The organism is Phycisphaerales bacterium (genome assembly GCA_029268515.1).
GTDB lineage: Bacteria > Planctomycetota > Phycisphaerae > Phycisphaerales > SM1A02 > JAQWNP01.
In genome coordinates, this window is record JAQWNP010000020.1 from 73,958 (window position 1) to 91,608 (window position 17,651).

General features: G+C 49.7%; 15 protein-coding genes. 5 read left to right on the top strand and 10 right to left on the bottom strand.

All coding sequences use genetic code 11. The features are described 5' to 3' along the window. Positions 1–3 precede the first annotated feature (3 nt). Positions 4–906: a DNA methyltransferase gene (locus P8J86_13075; GenBank protein MDG2055623.1), complete on the top strand. Its 903-nt coding sequence runs from the start codon at positions 4–6 to the stop codon at positions 904–906. A gap of 59 nt (positions 907–965) precedes the next feature. Further along, complete coding sequence (gene ffh / locus P8J86_13080; protein ID MDG2055624.1) at positions 966–2,456, top strand: signal recognition particle protein; 1,491 nt, start codon at positions 966–968, stop codon at positions 2,454–2,456. Here the strand turns inward: ffh and P8J86_13085 are convergent, their stop codons facing one another. From P8J86_13085 to P8J86_13100, 4 genes are all read right to left on the bottom strand, one after another. Then, positions 2,457–3,986 carry an AI-2E family transporter gene (locus P8J86_13085; protein MDG2055625.1) on the bottom strand — a complete coding sequence of 510 codons (1,530 nt, stop codon included), beginning with the start codon at positions 3,984–3,986 and terminating at the stop codon, positions 2,457–2,459. Positions 3,987–4,131: 145 nt separating this feature from the next. Then, positions 4,132–4,539, bottom strand: coding sequence for a hypothetical protein (locus P8J86_13090; GenBank protein MDG2055626.1), 408 nt, complete (start codon positions 4,537–4,539; stop codon positions 4,132–4,134). Between the two features lie 96 nt (positions 4,540–4,635). Continuing rightward, positions 4,636–5,331 (bottom strand): DNA-3-methyladenine glycosylase, encoded by a 696-nt coding sequence (locus P8J86_13095; protein MDG2055627.1) that lies wholly within the window; start codon positions 5,329–5,331, stop codon positions 4,636–4,638. Then, the gene (locus P8J86_13100) at positions 5,321–6,628 is read right to left on the bottom strand and encodes an amidohydrolase family protein (GenBank protein ID MDG2055628.1); all 1,308 of its coding nucleotides are present in this window, start codon (positions 6,626–6,628) and stop codon (positions 5,321–5,323) included. Before P8J86_13100 ends, P8J86_13095 begins: the two co-directional genes overlap by 11 nt. Positions 6,629–6,761: 133 nt before the next feature. On the opposite strand from P8J86_13100, the gene P8J86_13105 reads away from it, so the two are divergent. The 3 genes from P8J86_13105 (at position 6,762) to P8J86_13115 (ending at position 9,295) form a co-directional block, all read left to right on the top strand. After that, positions 6,762–7,640, top strand: coding sequence for an OmpA family protein (locus P8J86_13105; GenBank protein ID MDG2055629.1), 879 nt, complete (start codon positions 6,762–6,764; stop codon positions 7,638–7,640). 95 nt (positions 7,641–7,735) lie between these two features. After that, the gene (locus tag P8J86_13110; GenBank protein MDG2055630.1) at positions 7,736–9,043 is read left to right on the top strand and encodes a transglutaminase-like domain-containing protein; all 1,308 of its coding nucleotides are present in this window, start codon (positions 7,736–7,738) and stop codon (positions 9,041–9,043) included. Positions 9,044–9,058: 15 nt separating this feature from the next. Further along, complete coding sequence (locus P8J86_13115) at positions 9,059–9,295, top strand: zinc ribbon domain-containing protein (protein MDG2055631.1); 237 nt, start codon at positions 9,059–9,061, stop codon at positions 9,293–9,295. Here P8J86_13115 and P8J86_13120 read toward each other — a convergent pair. From P8J86_13120 to P8J86_13145, 6 genes are all read right to left on the bottom strand, one after another. Next, on the bottom strand, positions 9,282–12,569 hold the full coding sequence (locus P8J86_13120) for an error-prone DNA polymerase (GenBank protein MDG2055632.1): 3,288 nt from the start codon (positions 12,567–12,569) through the stop codon (positions 9,282–9,284). The genes P8J86_13115 and P8J86_13120 overlap by 14 nt on opposite strands. Continuing rightward, positions 12,514–14,121, bottom strand: a complete 1,608-nt coding sequence (locus P8J86_13125; protein ID MDG2055633.1) for a DNA polymerase Y family protein — start codon at positions 14,119–14,121, stop codon at positions 12,514–12,516. The genes P8J86_13120 and P8J86_13125 overlap by 56 nt, the downstream gene beginning before the upstream one ends. Beyond that, on the bottom strand, positions 14,090–14,854 hold the full coding sequence (locus tag P8J86_13130) for a hypothetical protein (protein ID MDG2055634.1): 765 nt from the start codon (positions 14,852–14,854) through the stop codon (positions 14,090–14,092). Before P8J86_13130 ends, P8J86_13125 begins: the two co-directional genes overlap by 32 nt. 26 nt (positions 14,855–14,880) lie before the next feature. Next, positions 14,881–15,633, bottom strand: coding sequence for an SOS response-associated peptidase (locus tag P8J86_13135; protein ID MDG2055635.1), 753 nt, complete (start codon positions 15,631–15,633; stop codon positions 14,881–14,883). A gap of 491 nt (positions 15,634–16,124) precedes the next feature. Continuing rightward, the gene (locus P8J86_13140) at positions 16,125–16,439 is read right to left on the bottom strand and encodes a hypothetical protein (protein MDG2055636.1); all 315 of its coding nucleotides are present in this window, start codon (positions 16,437–16,439) and stop codon (positions 16,125–16,127) included. A gap of 329 nt (positions 16,440–16,768) precedes the next feature. Further along, positions 16,769–17,404, bottom strand: coding sequence for a DUF3553 domain-containing protein (locus P8J86_13145; GenBank protein ID MDG2055637.1), 636 nt, complete (start codon positions 17,402–17,404; stop codon positions 16,769–16,771). Between the last annotated feature and the right edge of the window lie 247 nt (positions 17,405–17,651).

Here is a 17,651-nt window from a genome sequence, read left to right on the forward strand (position 1 = left end):
GCAATGACCACAGACCAACCGAACAACACCATGAAACCTAATCAAATTCACCACGGTGACAATCTCAGGGTACTCCCAGAGCTCACTCCTGAATCGATTCGCCTGATCTACATTGACCCTCCTTTTAATACGGGCATCCATCGTCATGGACTGCGAATGAAGGCACAGCGTGATAGTGAAGGCGATCGAATTGGATTCGGTGGAAATCGATATCGGACAGAGACCATGCGGACACATGGATATGCCGATCAATTTGAGGACTATCTTGGTTTCCTCATGCCTCGAATTGAAGCGGCACTGCCACTACTGACCCGTGATGGTTCACTGCTTGTGCACCTCGATCAGAATCAAAGTCACTATGTGAAGGTCGCACTTGACCAGCTCATGGGGCAAACCCATTTCATGAACGAAATCATTTGGGCCTATGACTTCGGCGGCCGCTCTAAGAATCGCTGGCCAGCCAAGCACGACACGATCCTCTGGTATGCCCGCAACCCCAAAGATTATGTCTTCGATCTTGAGGCGGTTGATCGTATTCCTTACATGGCTCCAGGGCTGGTTGGCCAAGAAAAGGCTCAACGCGGGAAGACGCCCACAGATGTCTGGTGGCATACGATTGTGCCGACCAATGGAAAAGAACGCACTGGCTATCCAACCCAGAAGCCTCTGGGTGTCCTCAATCGGTTCATTCAAGTGCATACGCAAAGGGGAGACCGTGTCCTAGACTTCTTTGCTGGCAGTGGTACGACTGGCCAGGCAGCCGGGCAGCTCGATCGCCAATTCGATCTCATTGATCAGAATCCAGACGCCATCGCCATCATGCGTGAACGCCTCAAGGGGTTCAAACCGGACCTGATTGCCCACCATATGCAATCCGATTCCACTGAATCCGCAGCCAGCGTCTGAAGTGATATCATCTCGCCTCTCAGGTGATCATCAAAGAGACACCCCTGACATGGAAACCTATGTTCGACTCACTTTCAGACCGAATTAACGGCGCCTTTCGTAAGATCTCTGGCCGCGGGCGGATTTCCGAATCCAACGTGCGTGAAGCGATGGACGATGTACGTACGGCGCTCCTTGAAGCCGATGTCCATGTTGATGTCGTTCAGGCATTTTGTGACGAGGTCCTCTTAGAGGCGAGTGGGCTCGACGTCACAAAGAGCCTCAAACCTGGCCAAGAGATGATTGGCATCGTCAATCAGCGTCTGATTGAGCTGATGGGGCCAATCGACAGTCATCTTCTGCTGGTTGACCCCCCACCCACCATCATCATGCTCTGCGGTCTTCAGGGTTCAGGCAAGACAACGACTTGCGGCAAACTCGCTGCTTATCTCAAGAAGCGAGGACAGAGCGTGTTGGTCACTGCTGCAGATCTACAACGCCCCGCGGCAGTTGAGCAGCTCCGTGTGGTCACAGATTCGGTGCAAGAGAATTCACCCGGGCAAGCAAAAATTGAGTTCTATGCGGAGCCAGATAAGTGCGACGAATATGGCAAGGCGGTTGGCGTTGCTGTTGATGTCTGCCGGCGAGCCGTCGCCCAAGCAACACGAGATAAAATAGATGTGGTGATTCTTGATACAGCTGGTCGCCTACACGTCAATGACGACCTCATGTCTGAGCTTGGCAGCATCCAGCGCACCGTCAAGCCACATCAGATTTTTCTGATTGTTGATGCCATGGCTGGCCAGGATGCTGTGAACTCTGCTCGCAGCTTCAACGAAAAACTTTCTGTCGACGGTGTCATTCTGACCAAGTTCGACTCAGACACCCGCGGTGGCGCGGCACTGTCCGTGAAACAAGTCACTGGCGCACCGATTAAATTTATTGGCGTCGGTGAAAAATCAGATGCACTAGAGGAGTTTCATCCTGAACGCATCGCTGGCCGCATCTTGGGGATGGGTGATGTCGTCTCACTCGTCGAAAAGGCCCAGGATAATGTTGATGAGGAAGAAGCCGAAGCGCTCGCCGCCAAGATGGCGAAGGGCCGCTTAACAATGGATGATTTCCTGAAGCAGATCCGCAGCATTAGGCGGATGGGGCCAATGAAACAACTTCTTGGCATGCTGCCAGGCGTGGGCTCGGCGTTAAAGAATATCCAGGTTGATGATGATCAATTAGATCGCATTGAGGGCATCGTCCATTCCATGACGAAGCCAGAGCGAGAAGATATCAAGACTCTTAACAAGTCTCGAATCAAGAGAATCAGCCGAGGCTCCGGCACGAGTATTGGCGAGGTCAACAAACTCACCAAGCAATTCGACATGATTCAAAATATGACCAAACAGATGTCTGGAATGGGCGCAGGCGCTAGAGCGCAAGCCATGAAAGATCTCAGTCAGTCAGATGCGGGCATGATGCCCGGCCTTCAGGGCCTTCCCGGAATGGGTGGTCGTGCGTCCACAAAGACGTCAAGCCGCAAGCGTGGTTTTAAACAACGCAAGAAAAAACGGTAGTCACACCTTCTTGCCACGATCGCGTGGATGCTCCAGTGGCAGTGGATCGGTAAGATCCCCTCTTGCCCAAGCCCGCACTCTTGGCAGAAAGACGTCAGCAATAATGATCTTGAGGCAGGCCGCCACTGGAATCGCCAAAAGCATTCCATAAACACCTAATACTGATCCACCTGCTAATACCGCCACAAAGATTGTGACTGGATCAAGCTTGGTTGCTCGGCTACCTAACCATGGTGTGAGAATCCATGCTTCAAGTGTGGCAACAATACACCAGACCACACTTGGCCAGAGCACGATTTGCCACCACTGCATTCGCTGCGCTTCATCCAGACCCACTTGATCTACAAAGAGTAGAGCGATCGCAATTGGTAAGCCAACAACCCCAAGATAAGGAACAACCCAAATGAGACCAATTGCGAGTCCGAGCACGATGGCGTACGGCACACCGCACATCATCCAACCAATCGCCAGCAAAATACCAATGATCAGGGCGATGATCAGGCGAATACGCACAAAGCTGGCAACAGCAAGATCCATCTTGTGAACAAGATCCATGGTGTGATCTCGTCGACTAATCGGAATAAGCTCCGTAAAGAATCGCGTCACGCTTGGATACCACATACTGAAGAAAAAGAAGTAAAAAGGAATCAACACCAACAGAAACCCGATCCAGATAACAATTCGAAGCACGCTCCCAAGTGCCTCGCCGGTTGTTTGAACCCAGGTCACCCAAGCCCATGGCCCCTGGTTCTCAACCTGAGTCGTCACATTGTTTGAAATGGAGGCGTCTCGAATATGAAGATCAATCAAGGCATTAAGTTGCTGGCGGTCCATCTCCTGAACACTGGTGCTATCAGTCAGCCCAGTGGCCGTTGTAGCTTGCTTGGTAGCTTCTGTTTTCTTGCGATCTTGATCCGAGTTATCCGAAGACTGGCTTGCTAATGAACTTGTCTGGGTTGCAGTACTACTTTCTTGATTGCCTTTGTCATCAACCAGACCACGTTTGTCCGGATCGCGTTTGGTCGGCAAGTAATCAACGACATCCTGAAATTCTGGCTCGAGTCCCTCTGGGGCATACTCTTGCACGAGCCGCGACAATCGATCATGGATCGTTCCGCTTTCAATCGCACTGATAAACGACAACGTTTGCCCTAATAACAACGGAATCACCAGAAACATGGCGACGAGAAAAATAATGATGCTAATGACCAGTAGCACCGTAATCGCGGCAATACGATTCAAAGGAATCCAGGCCGTTCGAGCTGCCCAGCGAATGAGGGGCTCAAAGAGGTAAGCAAGTAACAAGGCAACTAATAACGGAACGGTCACGCTCCGCATTTCATAGCCGACCCAGATTGCAATGATGATTAAAGCCAACCAAAGCAGATCTCTGATTGGTTGAATCTGCCAGAGATGCAACATCGCCACTGGTTCAAGGAGCGGCGCATTCTCAGCGTCATTAGAGCCGATGCCAACTTCTGATTGAGGTTGTTCAGGATCAGCCCCAGGAGGCGTCGGCAGGTCAGTCATGGCCAAGAGCCTAATGGGCACTGCCGCTGGCGGCAATAAGGCGATCTCTTAATCAAGCCTGATGCACACCAATTGCGGCACCCAGAGAGAGACGCTACACACTCATTTTGATATTGAAACTGCCCAGAGACCCCGGTACAGAGCATCAACCGGCACTAATCCGATCAAGCAGGGCGTCGCGGCTAAATGCCTCATCAAAGTCATAGACACTGCGAAAATCTTCAAAGTCATCTTCATCAGTATGGCTCATCAGTCCCGCATCGATCATGGCAAATACGATCCGACCGAAGTCATCGGTCCGCTCAATCTTCCAGTGATCCATAACTGCTCGTGCCATCAGCCCATACTTACGTATCGCAAAGTCACGAAGGCCTAAGCACAGCTGCTGCCCACTGACATGGCGTTCCAGCTCTGGCAAGTGTTCATAGTCTTTATGAATTCGAAGTGTGGTGAAGTGAAGACCTTCACGAATGAAGTCAAACGCTTCAAGGGGATAGGGACCAGCTCGTCGCATTACCATTTCCCAGTCAATGTAAGCTTCCTGTTGTGGCATATTGCTAGAGTCGCCTCCGATTCATTCCGACAATCCTATCGGCTGTCGGGCAAGTATTCCCCTAAAAACGTTCAACAAAGTGATTTGTGGGCTGAACTAGCGATTCACAGTCACAGAAACGTTTGGGTTGCCAATGATCGAAAAACGAAGTTTCCTCTTCTTCCATGAACCTACCTGTCCCAGACCGACACGGGCACTGGCAGCAATTAGATGCCCAGGCAAAGCTCGTTGTCTCACTTTCTCTATAAAGAGTATAGGACTGAAATCACCCGCGCGCCTCCTTCCTTTTTGCGGGTTTGTTAACAACAAGCCATCCAACGTCCGATCAATTTTTAGGGCCTGAGACAACTTTCCAGGCCCATTACACAGCTCCAGCAGCAATTTTGACACATTTTTAGGCCTTCCTGGCGTCTCGAGCCCCTCCTGAATCAGGTCAAATTTCCTTCCCCGGGATCGTGCCATCTCCGTAATCCCCTCCTCTGGCTCGAGAGCACGAATGAGCACCGCTGCTGGTTCATCTGGGCCACCACAAACCACATTGACACAGTGATGCATCCCGTATGTGAAGTACACGTAGACATGACCACCTGACAGGTACATTGATTCATTACGGGCCGTTCGACGCCCACCGTATGCATGACTCGCTCGATCTTGAACGCCCACATACGCTTCGGTCTCAACAATGAGGCCGGATCGGCGTACCCCGTCGACAATTCGGACAAGACGTTGTCCTAACAAATTCCGCCCCAACCTGATGGCATCGACTGAACAGTCGATCTCACTAACTGCCAAGACGCAAGCTCCCATCGATGTCAGCATTTTGGGGCGGTAAGACCCAGACTGGTTGTTCATCACCAGCCAACACATCCTGTAAAGCTTCATGCCCAATATGCTTGACACCAGGAATCGCAATCAACCCGGCCACAGGCCCCTTATTTAAGAGGACCAGTGAAGGATCAAGGTGCAATCCCACAGCACCGTTGACGGTTGCCATCTGGAGAAGCCGAACTGGGTCAATCCCATCACGCCTCCAAAGGAAACGCATTTCATCCAGAATGCTAATCCGATTGGGCGTATCAAGACAAAGCAGGCTGTCTGTGCCTAACCCAACACGAATACCACGCTCTACTAATTCGCGATATGGGTGATTCTCCGGCTGGCCATCAGGATGTCCAAAATAAGCACTGGCCCGCGGACAATAAGCAACCGTGACAGGCCAACGGGCTAACAAGTCACAGGCATGCTGATCGAGATAGTTGACATGCGCAACCACACAGGGCGCCCAGGACAAGACCGATGAAAGAGACTCGACGGGATGGCAATTTTGGGGCTCGATCGATTGATCCCACTTCCCCAACCGATGCAGGAGTTCAGCAAATGGCCCCTGGGCCCGCGCCACAAAGTCGAATTCGGCGCGCGTCTCGGACAGATGCGTAGCCATCGGTACCCGAAGCTGGGCGGCCGCTTCATAAACTGACAGCCCACAGGAGTAAGGAGCATGTGGCTGAGCACCCAACTTCATACCAGCGCCGCCAGGTTCTCTCGAATCACTGTCTGAGACATTCGAATTGGTCACCGTTGCAGCAGCGGCCGAGGCGTTGATGCGAGTAGACAGCATATCCACGGCTGCCTGGGCATAAGATCCATGCCCAAAAACCTCCATATAGCTCACCCCCAGCAAGCCACTATTGAGTAACTGCTGAGCCGCCACTGCCCTGCCCAAACCGGCAATATCGCCAACGGCAACAGTGCCGCCGGCAAATGCGTAGCTCACGCCTAGATCAACTGAAGCCGCCAAAGAAGACTCATCTTCAACACGTTGATCCCGAACGAGATCCACCCAAGAGACAAAGTCCCCGTTAAAGGGCACTGGCCCAATATGCGACAAATCCAGATGGGTGTGCAAGTTGACAAGCCCAGGCATCAATAAGCTTGAACCGAAATCCTCTCGCTCAAGACCCTCAAGACTCTCAAAGTCACTGATTGGGCCCACTCCCAACACACGGTGCCCGTCGATCAGTACGCCTCCGGGTGATGCCAAAATGCCACTGGCATCTGCCACTGCGGCTGCGGTAATGAGTCGTCGCATTCCATCACTCCTGATGATATTCAGAGATCAATTGAGATAGCATGTAGCATATCTCTGACAGGCCGTTACACTAGGGGCAGAAGAAATTGTGCTCGCTTTTATCGACCCAAGGATGAACAGAAAGGGCTGAGCTATGCGCCATACATTCATCATCGCATTAACCGGAACAATTGGAAGTGGTTTTCTATTCGCTTCCAGCGGCTGTGTCCAACAGGACAAGTACGATCAGCTGCTCAAATCTTACCGCTCGACGCAGGAGCAACTTGTCGCGTCAGACGAGGAACGTGATGTTTCTCGAGCCAACGCAGAGACGCTGCGTCGACAATTGGCTCTAGCGCTTGATGAGCTTGATCAATCTGGTCAACAAATCGAGTCGCTCCAGTCAACGGTCAACGAACACGCTGTGAGTACAGACCAGGCCCTGGCACGTATTAGCCAGCTTGAGTTTGGGAAGCTGCCAGCAGATGTGAGCGTGGCACTTGAAGCCCTTTCACGGCAATATCCTGATCTCATTCTGTTTGATCCACAGCTAGACATGCTCAGACTCAAGAGTGATGTCACGTTTTCACCTGGCAAAACAGCGCTCACTGAAGAAGCAAGAACAACGCTGATAGAAATAGCGCATATTCTTTCTACTGATGGTGGACAACAACTAGAGGTCACGGTCGTAGGTCATACTGACGATGTGCCGATTAGTGCGTCACGGAATAACCACAAGACAAACACCCATCTGTCTGTACATCGAGCAATCTCAGTACGTGACATCTTGGTAGAAGGTGGCGTCAGCCCACAGAACGTCATGGTTGCCGGGTTTGGCGAAAATCGACCGTTGATTGCCAATGAAGTTGGTGGTACACAGGCAAATCGCCGTGTTGAGATTTTCTTAGCACCAATGGCCGAGCCAATGACCAGCATGGGTACAACCACTGAAGTGGAATTTGCTGCAAATGAGTCAACGGCAATTTCCAGTACTCCACAGGAGAGTGATTCCAGTAACGAACCGATGAAGTAGACTTCAGTCGCAAGGAAAACGTCCATCCGGTGATGGCCGGCCTATGATGTACTTCTAGCTAATCGTTTGACCAAGCTAGATAGGATTATGAGCCCATGCGACGAACGCCCTCTTTTACTTTGTCACTACTGGCTCTCTTTATCACAACAATGATCAACAGCTCCGCTTCTAGCGGAGCTGTTGTTGAATTGGCGATTCACAACAGCGCTCAACCAAATCAGACGGCCCCTGCGACTGCCGCACCCACTCCGGCTGAAGAGATCATCCCAATACCTGTACCTCGGGTGCCTCTGATACTTGAGAATCGACGAACACTACATCTCGACTTCAGTGTCCAACTCAATGCCCTCTACGATACGGCGGCACTGAGACTGCAGAGAAGAGAGATAAACTTCATAATCGCTAACCAATTCAACAATATCACGCTGACCAATGCCCTCATACTGATGCCATTGTTGACAAAAGCACCCACCAGCCAAATCTTGACCGAGACACTGACAACCACATTGAATATTGGGGGCCGTGCTCAGCGTCAGATAAATCAACTGACCAAAGTCACCCCCAACTACCTTTATGGTGATGACCTACTCGAACTATCGATTCCCCAAGCCGATACAACGAACTTGACTTGGAAGTTTTCAATAGATGTTGATACCTACTCGACTTATGTCGATGACGCAGAACTTTACACACTGACCTGGCCAAAGAAGTATCCCACTGATGTAATCGAGGGACTCAAGCCGCAGCTGTATATTGAGTCTGACCGCCAAATCTTCCAAGACGCGGTAACAGAAGTGATGGGAAATGAACTTCGCCTCACCGCTCCATACTTGGTCGTCAAACGTCTACTGCACTACTGCCTCAAACATTCACAAGTAAGCGGCAGCACAACCTTGCGCGGCGTGGCTGCGGATGGGCGAAGTGTCGACAGCATCATTGGCATCAATGTCAAAGGTGCCGTCTCGATGACTGAACACCAGGGCCTGGGCACTGCCCCAGACCTTGTCTGCCTCTGTATCGCTACACTTCGTGCAGCAGGCATTCCTGCAAGACCAGTCATAGGCGTTGAAAAAAAAACCGGCATCAAAGATCGAGTCGTTTTCATTGTCTGGGGCGAGTTTTATCTCAATGGATGTGGGTGGATCCCATTCGACCCTGAACTCATGCGCCGCAGCGGCGTGGTAAGTCATTCCATCCAGTCAAAGTGGAAGGGTCTTGGCTCTATCAAAGAACTTAACACACGCATACCGTTGGGGTACTACTTTCAGCCACCTGGGCGAGCGACCATTCCATTTGCGCCCGCTGTGTGGGGATGGCTACCCTCACCACACAACAAGCTTCAGATGCCTGCGATTATCAATGCCAAGCTCTATACGGCTACACAACGCGGCCCTCGCCCCTAATGGACTATTGATTCAATGATGGACCAAGGCCCTAGCGACCAAGATATTGAACGCTTTAGCGACGAAACTGGCCGCTGCCCAAACTGTGGCATAGAAGTATGGGATCAGGCAGAATTCTGTCCGGAATGCGGCGATCAAATTGGCAGCGACATCTCTCGCCGAGCGCCACTTGATCACGATATGCGAAACCGCATCTTCATTCTCATTATTGTCCTCATCATTGTCGGATTTGCATTGATCACGATCTTCTAAGTGACATCCTGTTATTTCGACTACCGACATCACGCAATAAACCATCAAGTGACTTCATCTGCATCACTAACACGTGCACGACACCATCCCTGCGCTCAATTTTACCCCAAACCAAACCTGCGACTGCATGCCGAGCAGCCAAACGATTGGACTCGTACACATCAGGACGCAACACCAAATTGACGACGCCATACTCATCTTCCAATGTAATAAAAACAACGCCATTGGCTGTCGATGGTCGCTGTCGCAACAATACTAAGCCAGCCACGATCACACATGATCCATCAGCCATTTTTTCTTGACCTGCCCCTTCACTGACAACTCTTGAATCTACACATCCTCGCTCATTTAACCAGTCCCGTATAAATGAAATTGGATGCGATTTCAGTGACAACCCTAATGATCCATAATCATCAATCACCTCATCAAATGCGGAACATTCTGGCAACGAAACCACCGCTGGTTCACGCAAAGATGTATCAGCAAAGATTGTGTTATTGACACTCGAAAAACCAACTCCCAATCCACCAACCTGCCACAACGCCTGCCGTCTGTTCAAACCCATCGAATTAAAAGCATCAGCCTTTGCTAATGGACGAAGTTGTGCCCCACCAAGACCTGCCGCTCTTGCTAAGCCCACAATCCCAAATCTATCTTTTGCCTCATTAGCTCGAATCGCCTCAATGACTGCCTCAGCATCTTTACGTCGCAACCCCTTCACCAATCGCATACCCAAACGAATCGCCTCACAACCATCATCACAAACCTCTAATGTGCAATCCCACTGGCTACGCAAAATATCAACTGAAAGTACTTGGACACCATGCGACTTAGCGTCACGAATAATCTGAGCCGGAGCATAAAATCCCATTGGCTGGCTATTAAGTAATGACACCGCAAAAATTGCTGGCTCATGACACTTCAACCATGCTGACACATACACGAGCAAAGCAAAGCTTGCTGCATGCGATTCTGGAAAACCGTACTCACTAAAACCCTTAAGCTGATCGAAGCAACTATCTGCAAACGATTTCTCATAACCACTTTGCAACATCCCTTCATGAAAACGTTTTGCGAACGCTTCCATTTGATTTCCTCGACGCTTCCATGACGCCATTGCCCTTCGTAATTGATCTGCTTCTCCGGGCGTAAAACCCGCCGCCACAATTGCCAAAGACATCGCCTGCTCTTGAAAAAGCGGCACGCCTAATGTTTTTTCTAATACACGTTGCACCGCCTGGCTTGGGTATACCACTGGCTCCTTCCCCTGCCGGCGCCGTAGGTATGGATGCACCATCTGTCCCTGGATCGGACCTGGACGGACAATTGCCACCTCAATTACCAAATCATAGAAACACGATGGCTTGAGTCTGGGCAACATTGACATCTGCGCTCGGGATTCAATCTGAAATACGCCCACAGTATCGGCTCGACAAATCATGTCGTAAACAGCTTTATCTTCTACTGGCACAGTCGCCAATGACATCGACTGCCCTCGATACTCTTTGACGCTATCAAAACACTTACGAATGCAGGTCAACATCCCCAATCCAAGTACATCAACTTTCAACATTCCCATCGCATCAATGTCATCTTTATCCCATTCAATGACAGTTCGATCGCGCATAGCTGCATTTTCAATTGGAACCAACTCGCACAACGGGCGATCTGTAATAACAAATCCACCTACATGCTGCGACAAATGACGAGGACTTCCGATTAAGGATTTGGCCATCGTGATAAGTCGGCACACGCTAGGATCAGCGGGATCAACACCTGCCTCTGCCAAACGACTCTCAGGTACATTATTCGACTGCCACCAATCACCACTCTTCGCCATTCGATCAATACAGGCTTCTGAAAACCCTAGCACTTTACCCACCTCGCGAACGGCACTCCGCCAACGATAGGTAATAACAACTCCCGTCAGAGCTGCTCGCTCACGTCCATATTTACGATAGATGTACTGAATTACTTCTTCACGGCGTTCATGTTCAAAGTCAATATCAATGTCAGGAGGTTCATCACGCTCCCGACTAATAAAACGCTCAAACAACATGTCAATTCGCTCTGGATCAACTGATGTAACCCCAAGACAAAAGCAAACAGCTGAGTTTGCTGCGGCCCCACGGCCTTGACACAAGATTCCATGCTCTTTTGCAAATAACACCAAATCGTGCACTGTCAAAAAGTATGATGCATAGCGAAGCTCTTCGATAAGACTCAACTCATGAGCCAAACGGTCACGCACCACACCCGTTACACCCTTTGGATAACGATGCTTGGCACCCTGCTCGACCAGATATCGAAGATACCCATGAGGTGTCTGCCCATATGGAACCACCTCTTTTGGGTATTCATATTTTAGTGAATCTAAATTAAATTCTAGAGAGCGATGGGCAATCTCAACCGTTCGAGATACCGCCGCCATGCCATCACGAACTCCCAGAAGCCTTTTATATAAAGAAACCATCATCTCAGCCGACTTCAAATGACGCTCAGAATGCGCCCGCAAACGAAAACCAGCCTGCTCCAACGTACAACCATAACGAATACATGTCACTACATCTTGCAAAGCCTTTCGCTCAGGAACATGATGCACCACATCATTAATTGCTACTAAACGAATACCAGCATGCGAACTTAATGATCGCAACTGGCTCATCCACTGACGATCATTGCCATTCCAGCCAACACAAGCACCCAACGACAATCGATCATCAACAAACGTTCGCTTCAGGCCTTCTAGCAATTCAAGAAAACGCTCACCTAAGACTGGAGGCGGCAAAATAACTGCCAACAACCCTTCATTAAAAGCGATGAGATCGTGGGTCCATAACAGGCACCCCCCTTTAACCGTGCGGCGTTTACCTAACGTCAACAAACGACACATTCGGCCATATGATTGAACATCCGTGGGATACAAAAGAATTGAACAACCACTTGCCTCTGGGCTTATTCCTTGAATAGTTTCTCCATCAAAAGAAGGACCAACACTATCTAGCAACGAAATACGTGTACCTACCACAAACGGAATGCCTGCACGCTTTGCTGCAATGTGACCACGGACCACACCAGATACGGTGTGCATATCAGTTAATGCGATGGCATCATGACCCAGCAACGCCGAGCGATCGACTAACTCATCAGGATGACTTGATCCTACGAGAAACGAGAAATTACTGGTGACCTGAAGCTCAGCCCATTTGGATGACACGTCACGCCCACCATCCATGCAAGTACCACAAACCATCTTCAATGAGATTGGACCCATTTGTTTGAGTCCAAAATATCCATAGCCAACAACCTGACGCATCTTGAACGCGAAAATAAAAACGCCCGCGAGGATTACCAAAACCTTGCCACCAAGCCTCTGAAATGACTTCAGGGCCATCGCTTAAAATGCATTTTGTTTCAATGCCACGCCAACGCCAATGCTGAGGAACACCACCATCGCTGAACTTTAGAACCTCAAGCAATTCAGGAGATTCAAGCATTAATGAAGGGCGGAATAGCTTGTTATCAAAAATGTCACCTTCAACATCTACACTTCCTGAAGCATCAAACCATGACACATTCTCAGGAAGATGAGTTGCAACCGACTTCATTGACCACACGCAATCATCGCCCACGCGACTACGCAGACTGTCAGCAAGAAATCCAACATCACCTTTTAAAAGACTGCCACTAATACAAGAGCTACCGAAACCATCTGCGCCACCTACCAACGAATCCTTTTCTAAAAAGGCTCCTTGCTCGTAGGCCATTAGTTCCCATGACAATACTTGAATGATGATTTCTTCAACACCACCAGAGCCTCCTCCAAAATTATTTTCCTTACAAAAAAATTCTAATGCCTCAAGCTCTAATCGCAGCAAAGACCACCAATGCTCACCATCACAAACTGGCTGGCTCACACATAATTCACGGCGGATTTCTAATTCATCTGAACCAAGGCATAACAACAACAAGCGAACTGCTCCACGTGAACGCTCATGCAATACACACGACAGCTCTTTACATAAATTGTGCACCACGCAACTCATTGTTTCCAAAGACGAAACTGGACCAGAAAAACGCTGCGACACATATGGCAAGGCATCGTCATCAAGCCATGTCACGACCTCAGCACCGATACCTAATGCCTGATCTAAACGCCGAACCAACGTCAAACCAAATCGATCTGCCAGCTCAGCTTTAGGAATACCCCACAACATTCCTATGTCATATAGTCCGACCTCATGCAATGAAGCAACACACGTCAAATCTAAACGCAAAGAAGTCACTGGACATGAACTCAAAAAAGAACGCTCACCACCAGGCTCAACACACTGCCCACCTTTATATCTCGACGCGGCCCACGCACAACCAATTGTTCCCGCACAGCCAACAAACGAACGCACGCAAAATCTTTCAAGTGATGTAGCTATTTGCTCAACCATCACCGACATTCCTCCAAACAGATGCGTACAACCTGTCACGTCCAAAATAAGACCTTCACCACATGAGGGACTCTGGTCAATCATGACTCGTGGCGAATAACGTTTGGCCCACCGCGCCAAACGAACCATCGCAAGCGCATCTTGCCGCTCGTCCAAGGTGTTTATAAATAGTTCTTTGTCGCGATCGCCAATCAAAGTCCGAGCATGAGAAACTGACATCCCTGGAACAATGCCCAACTGACAAGCTTTTTGGCAACATCGCACCACTTCATCTTCTAAACCAGCGATGACTAACAGCACGATTGTTTCATTTGACAACCGTTTCCGGCGACGCATTACATCAACTGACCAGTCAGGCAACCACACGCAAACCATGCGTTTCATTGCAAAACCCCTCAACAATACACCCTTCTGTATTTATCATCGAACGAAAACCAACACCACAACCTTTCATACGCATTAACTCAATACGCCACCGCGGGCAATATTCCTGACTTTGGCACCATGAAACACGCCAACGTGTTGATGCTGCAGATAAAACTCCATATTCATTTGGCGAACGAGCCAATAAACATAATCCCCCACCTTCCTCGGCCGCGAGCTGTAAACGACGACTTGCGGCCATACTTAAACCACGACCATCAGCGATCACAACTGAAGCTGAATGACATCGCAATGCCATCTCAACAGCCCAGACAAAAACGCCTTTGCTGAGACTGGCTTGATTTCCTAAATCGACAAACAATGACAATCTTCGCACTCGATTTGATAGCAGCCGTGCATATGGCCACACACTGCGACCAAACCAAATTGCAACCCCTTTTCCTAAGGCGCGCTCAACACAATGACTCAATACAGCCAATGGTGGTGCCCAAGGTTTCACTTGCGATGTACTACTACCAAAAACCCCAAACCACTCATGCAATCGGCCCCGACACAATCCACCACCTAAAAGCTGGTCAAAGACATCCCAGCCAGTACTCACCCGCGCAAGACCATCATGATCTTCACGCCCGACACCACAGCAAGAAACACCGGCTTCAATAGACTGCACCCGCTCAACCAACCGATCCAAAACTACGGATCGACCACGCACACCAGCCATATCGCCTGTCATCACAGCCATCTTTTTATGTTAGGGTTTTATTCGGTATCCTGCAAGGGCTCTAAAACCCCCGGCCCCTCAAAACCTACATGGTTCATCTGTGGACTGACCGGGTATGCCTCCATCGCTAATTCATCAAATGGCTGGGCAACCCTATCAATTAATGCCTCAACATCAGATACCTCAGTTATTTCTGGATCAAGCCACTGACTAAAATCTGAGTCATTGAGAATCACAGGCATTCGATCATGAATTGCCCCCATCAACCTATTTGGACGTGTTGTCAAAATTGAGAAGGACTCAACCACATCTCCTGAAAGATCTGCCCCAGCTTCCTCAAATAGCCCCCCAACTTGCCCTAAATCACCCTGCCAGCGCTCCCAAATACCGGCAAATGCAAACAACGAACCGCCATGCATGCGAATGCAATAGGGCTTTTTGATACCACTCGACAATTTCTTCCACTCAAAAAATCCATCAGCAGGAACTAAACAACGCCTATGACGAACCGCCGAGCGAAAGGCTGGCTTCTCACAGACTGTTTCAGAGCGAGCGTTAATCATCCTTGCGCCAGCCTTCACATCCTTTGACCAAGATGGAATCAAACCCCACCTTAAGCAATCTAAATGTGGCCCAACTCCATCCTCTAGGGGCATCTGGGACGCACGAACGACTGGCATCATCTGTGTTGGCGCTACGTTATATCGCGACGTCCAAATAAAACCCGCCCCAAGCCCAAAGAGGCTTAGGAGAGCCGAACTATCAACTGTCAAGCAATACCTACCGCACATAACCATCACCATAACGACTCAGTAATTTGATCCAACGAACATTCCTTTAGATCCTTTTGACCTGAGATTGCGTATTACTCTTCAGAGCCCTCTTGACCGAACCGAAAGAGACTCTGAACCTGGCTTGAAATGGCACTCAGAGATGCCTGTCTATTGAATCCTAGACCTCAAACGAACGAAACAACTACGACTCCTAAATCTGACATCAATACAAACCTGTCAGACGACATCTCAAATCAACATCCACCCGTCTGACTGCCCTGCTTCCCATTGGGCAATTAGACATGGCCGGCCGGCAAGATGCCGGCCGGCTGTATAAAATCTAATCATGGCAAATGAAACAGAGACACGACGCCCCCCCACGAGCGTCGTGCCTCTCCTCGCTACTACCTTCATAAAAATGAGGTAGTCCCCTAAAACGGCCCCAAAGGCACCCCAACCAACTTCCCTGCAATGTCAGCTAGGGTGCCAGTGTTCCTTCTTATTCATTCTCAATACTCATCGCCGCCGTACATCTCATCATCACGGTCTGGTCGCGGTGCGTCCTCACGCGAGCTTTGCTCAAGCAACTTTCGCAAATAACCGTTCTCTCGACGTGTCGCCTCAAGGTCAAAGACCAAGTACTTCACACTTAGCCGTAAGTAATCCATTGAGTCCTGCAACTCAGAAACAGCGCCATGGAGCCGACGTCTTCGATCTGCCGTATGGGCTGCCAATTGTTCCAAAGACTTCCGATGCTCCTTTGGCAAGGTCTCAATCTTGTCTAGAAGCGATTGCAATTTCACTTGAAAGTTCTGCTCGTCCATTTTTCTCTTCTCCAATCGGATGGGCATTCGATGCCTCTACTAGAAAGAGAAACAATCACCGCGCCGCGCGCCAGCTCGAAGGACGCTCCGCCGTGCCAATATCAACAAAAAGTGAGATAAACCGTCCTCAGTAGACGCTCAAGCCGAAAACTCTCGGACGTACATGAAATACGCAATGATCAGGCGGCTGAATCAAGCGATGACCTGGGAGGGATGTTGCACAAAAGCAACATCGCTGTCGCAGCAATTCAACACTTGATGCAACAGCACGCAACCAGCTGCGATCGCTCTATCCCAACGCTCAGATTATTTAACACCCCATCGAAGGATCAGCGGATCGCAAGGTCTTTCCGCACACGCTTCTGAGCCGCGGCTGGAGCACTATCCAATATGCTCTGCAGCTGACTTGACGTGATTCCACCTTCTCGAAGTAACTGGCGAAGATGCTCATTTCGCACCTCCTGCCAACGCTCATAGAAATGTTCAAGCTCATGACGCTGGAATCGATCCATTGGATCGTCAAGTTGTGATTGGGCGGTCGCCCAGTCCAGCAAGCCATGACCATTTTGCTCAAAGCGATATAAACCTAAGGTGGCAGTCAATCGCTTCGCTGGCTGAGAAAGAGGATCAACAGCCTCTTCAGGCAGTGCAATCATCAATTCCTCAATACGACGCTTGGCATCCCCACCCAGCCAGCCATTCTCAGCCAACTGGTCAAGCTCTGCCAATTGCGTAGCCACACCCTGATCATCCAATCCACTACCTGGCAAAGAGTCAACATGAGCTTGCTCTAATTCGGCATGAGGCGAAACCATGGTTTTCAATCCAGCATTTGCAAAGCGAATTGCCAACCGCCTCGCTCCTGGCCCAGCCTCTGGGCAAGGCTCAGCCTTAACGACACGGCCTGTTCCCCATTCGGGACGTTTTCGATGTCGCAGCTCATCACCAAAATCAAAGTTGGTCATTCAGAATCTCTTCTCTTAGAACACCAGAACCATGAGATGTTCAATCACATCGGATGGACCGCAGAGCAGCACATCTGGAACAAAATTCAATCACGTGTCGTGCAATACTCACGAGTCTGCCGAAAATCAGTCCGCACCCTTTTACCAACAGGCGAGGAGATGACCGAGCAGGCCTCGGAGCACCAGAAGTATACCAAAATACCTATTCAAACAATCAAAAAACAGTGCTTTCTGACCCAACCCCTAT

What these genes read in the sequence shown, in the direction of transcription:
- P8J86_13075 (MDG2055623.1), top strand. Translation starts at nt 4, where the DNA reads ATGACCACAGACCAACCGAACAACACCATGAAACCTAATCAAATTCAC.
- ffh (MDG2055624.1), top strand. Translation starts at nt 966, where the DNA reads ATGTTCGACTCACTTTCAGACCGAATTAACGGCGCCTTTCGTAAGATC.
- P8J86_13085 (MDG2055625.1), bottom strand. Translation starts at nt 3,986, where the DNA reads ATGACTGACCTGCCGACGCCTCCTGGGGCTGATCCTGAACAACCTCAA.
- P8J86_13090 (MDG2055626.1), bottom strand. Translation starts at nt 4,539, where the DNA reads ATGCCACAACAGGAAGCTTACATTGACTGGGAAATGGTAATGCGACGA.
- P8J86_13100 (MDG2055628.1), bottom strand. Translation starts at nt 6,628, where the DNA reads ATGCGACGACTCATTACCGCAGCCGCAGTGGCAGATGCCAGTGGCATT.
- P8J86_13105 (MDG2055629.1), top strand. Translation starts at nt 6,762, where the DNA reads ATGCGCCATACATTCATCATCGCATTAACCGGAACAATTGGAAGTGGT.
- P8J86_13110 (MDG2055630.1), top strand. Translation starts at nt 7,736, where the DNA reads ATGCGACGAACGCCCTCTTTTACTTTGTCACTACTGGCTCTCTTTATC.
- P8J86_13115 (MDG2055631.1), top strand. Translation starts at nt 9,059, where the DNA reads ATGATGGACCAAGGCCCTAGCGACCAAGATATTGAACGCTTTAGCGAC.
- P8J86_13120 (MDG2055632.1), bottom strand. Translation starts at nt 12,569, where the DNA reads ATGGGTCCAATCTCATTGAAGATGGTTTGTGGTACTTGCATGGATGGT.
- P8J86_13125 (MDG2055633.1), bottom strand. Translation starts at nt 14,121, where the DNA reads ATGAAACGCATGGTTTGCGTGTGGTTGCCTGACTGGTCAGTTGATGTA.
- P8J86_13130 (MDG2055634.1), bottom strand. Translation starts at nt 14,854, where the DNA reads ATGACAGGCGATATGGCTGGTGTGCGTGGTCGATCCGTAGTTTTGGAT.
- P8J86_13135 (MDG2055635.1), bottom strand. Translation starts at nt 15,633, where the DNA reads ATGTGCGGTAGGTATTGCTTGACAGTTGATAGTTCGGCTCTCCTAAGC.
- P8J86_13140 (MDG2055636.1), bottom strand. Translation starts at nt 16,439, where the DNA reads ATGGACGAGCAGAACTTTCAAGTGAAATTGCAATCGCTTCTAGACAAG.
- P8J86_13145 (MDG2055637.1), bottom strand. Translation starts at nt 17,404, where the DNA reads ATGACCAACTTTGATTTTGGTGATGAGCTGCGACATCGAAAACGTCCC.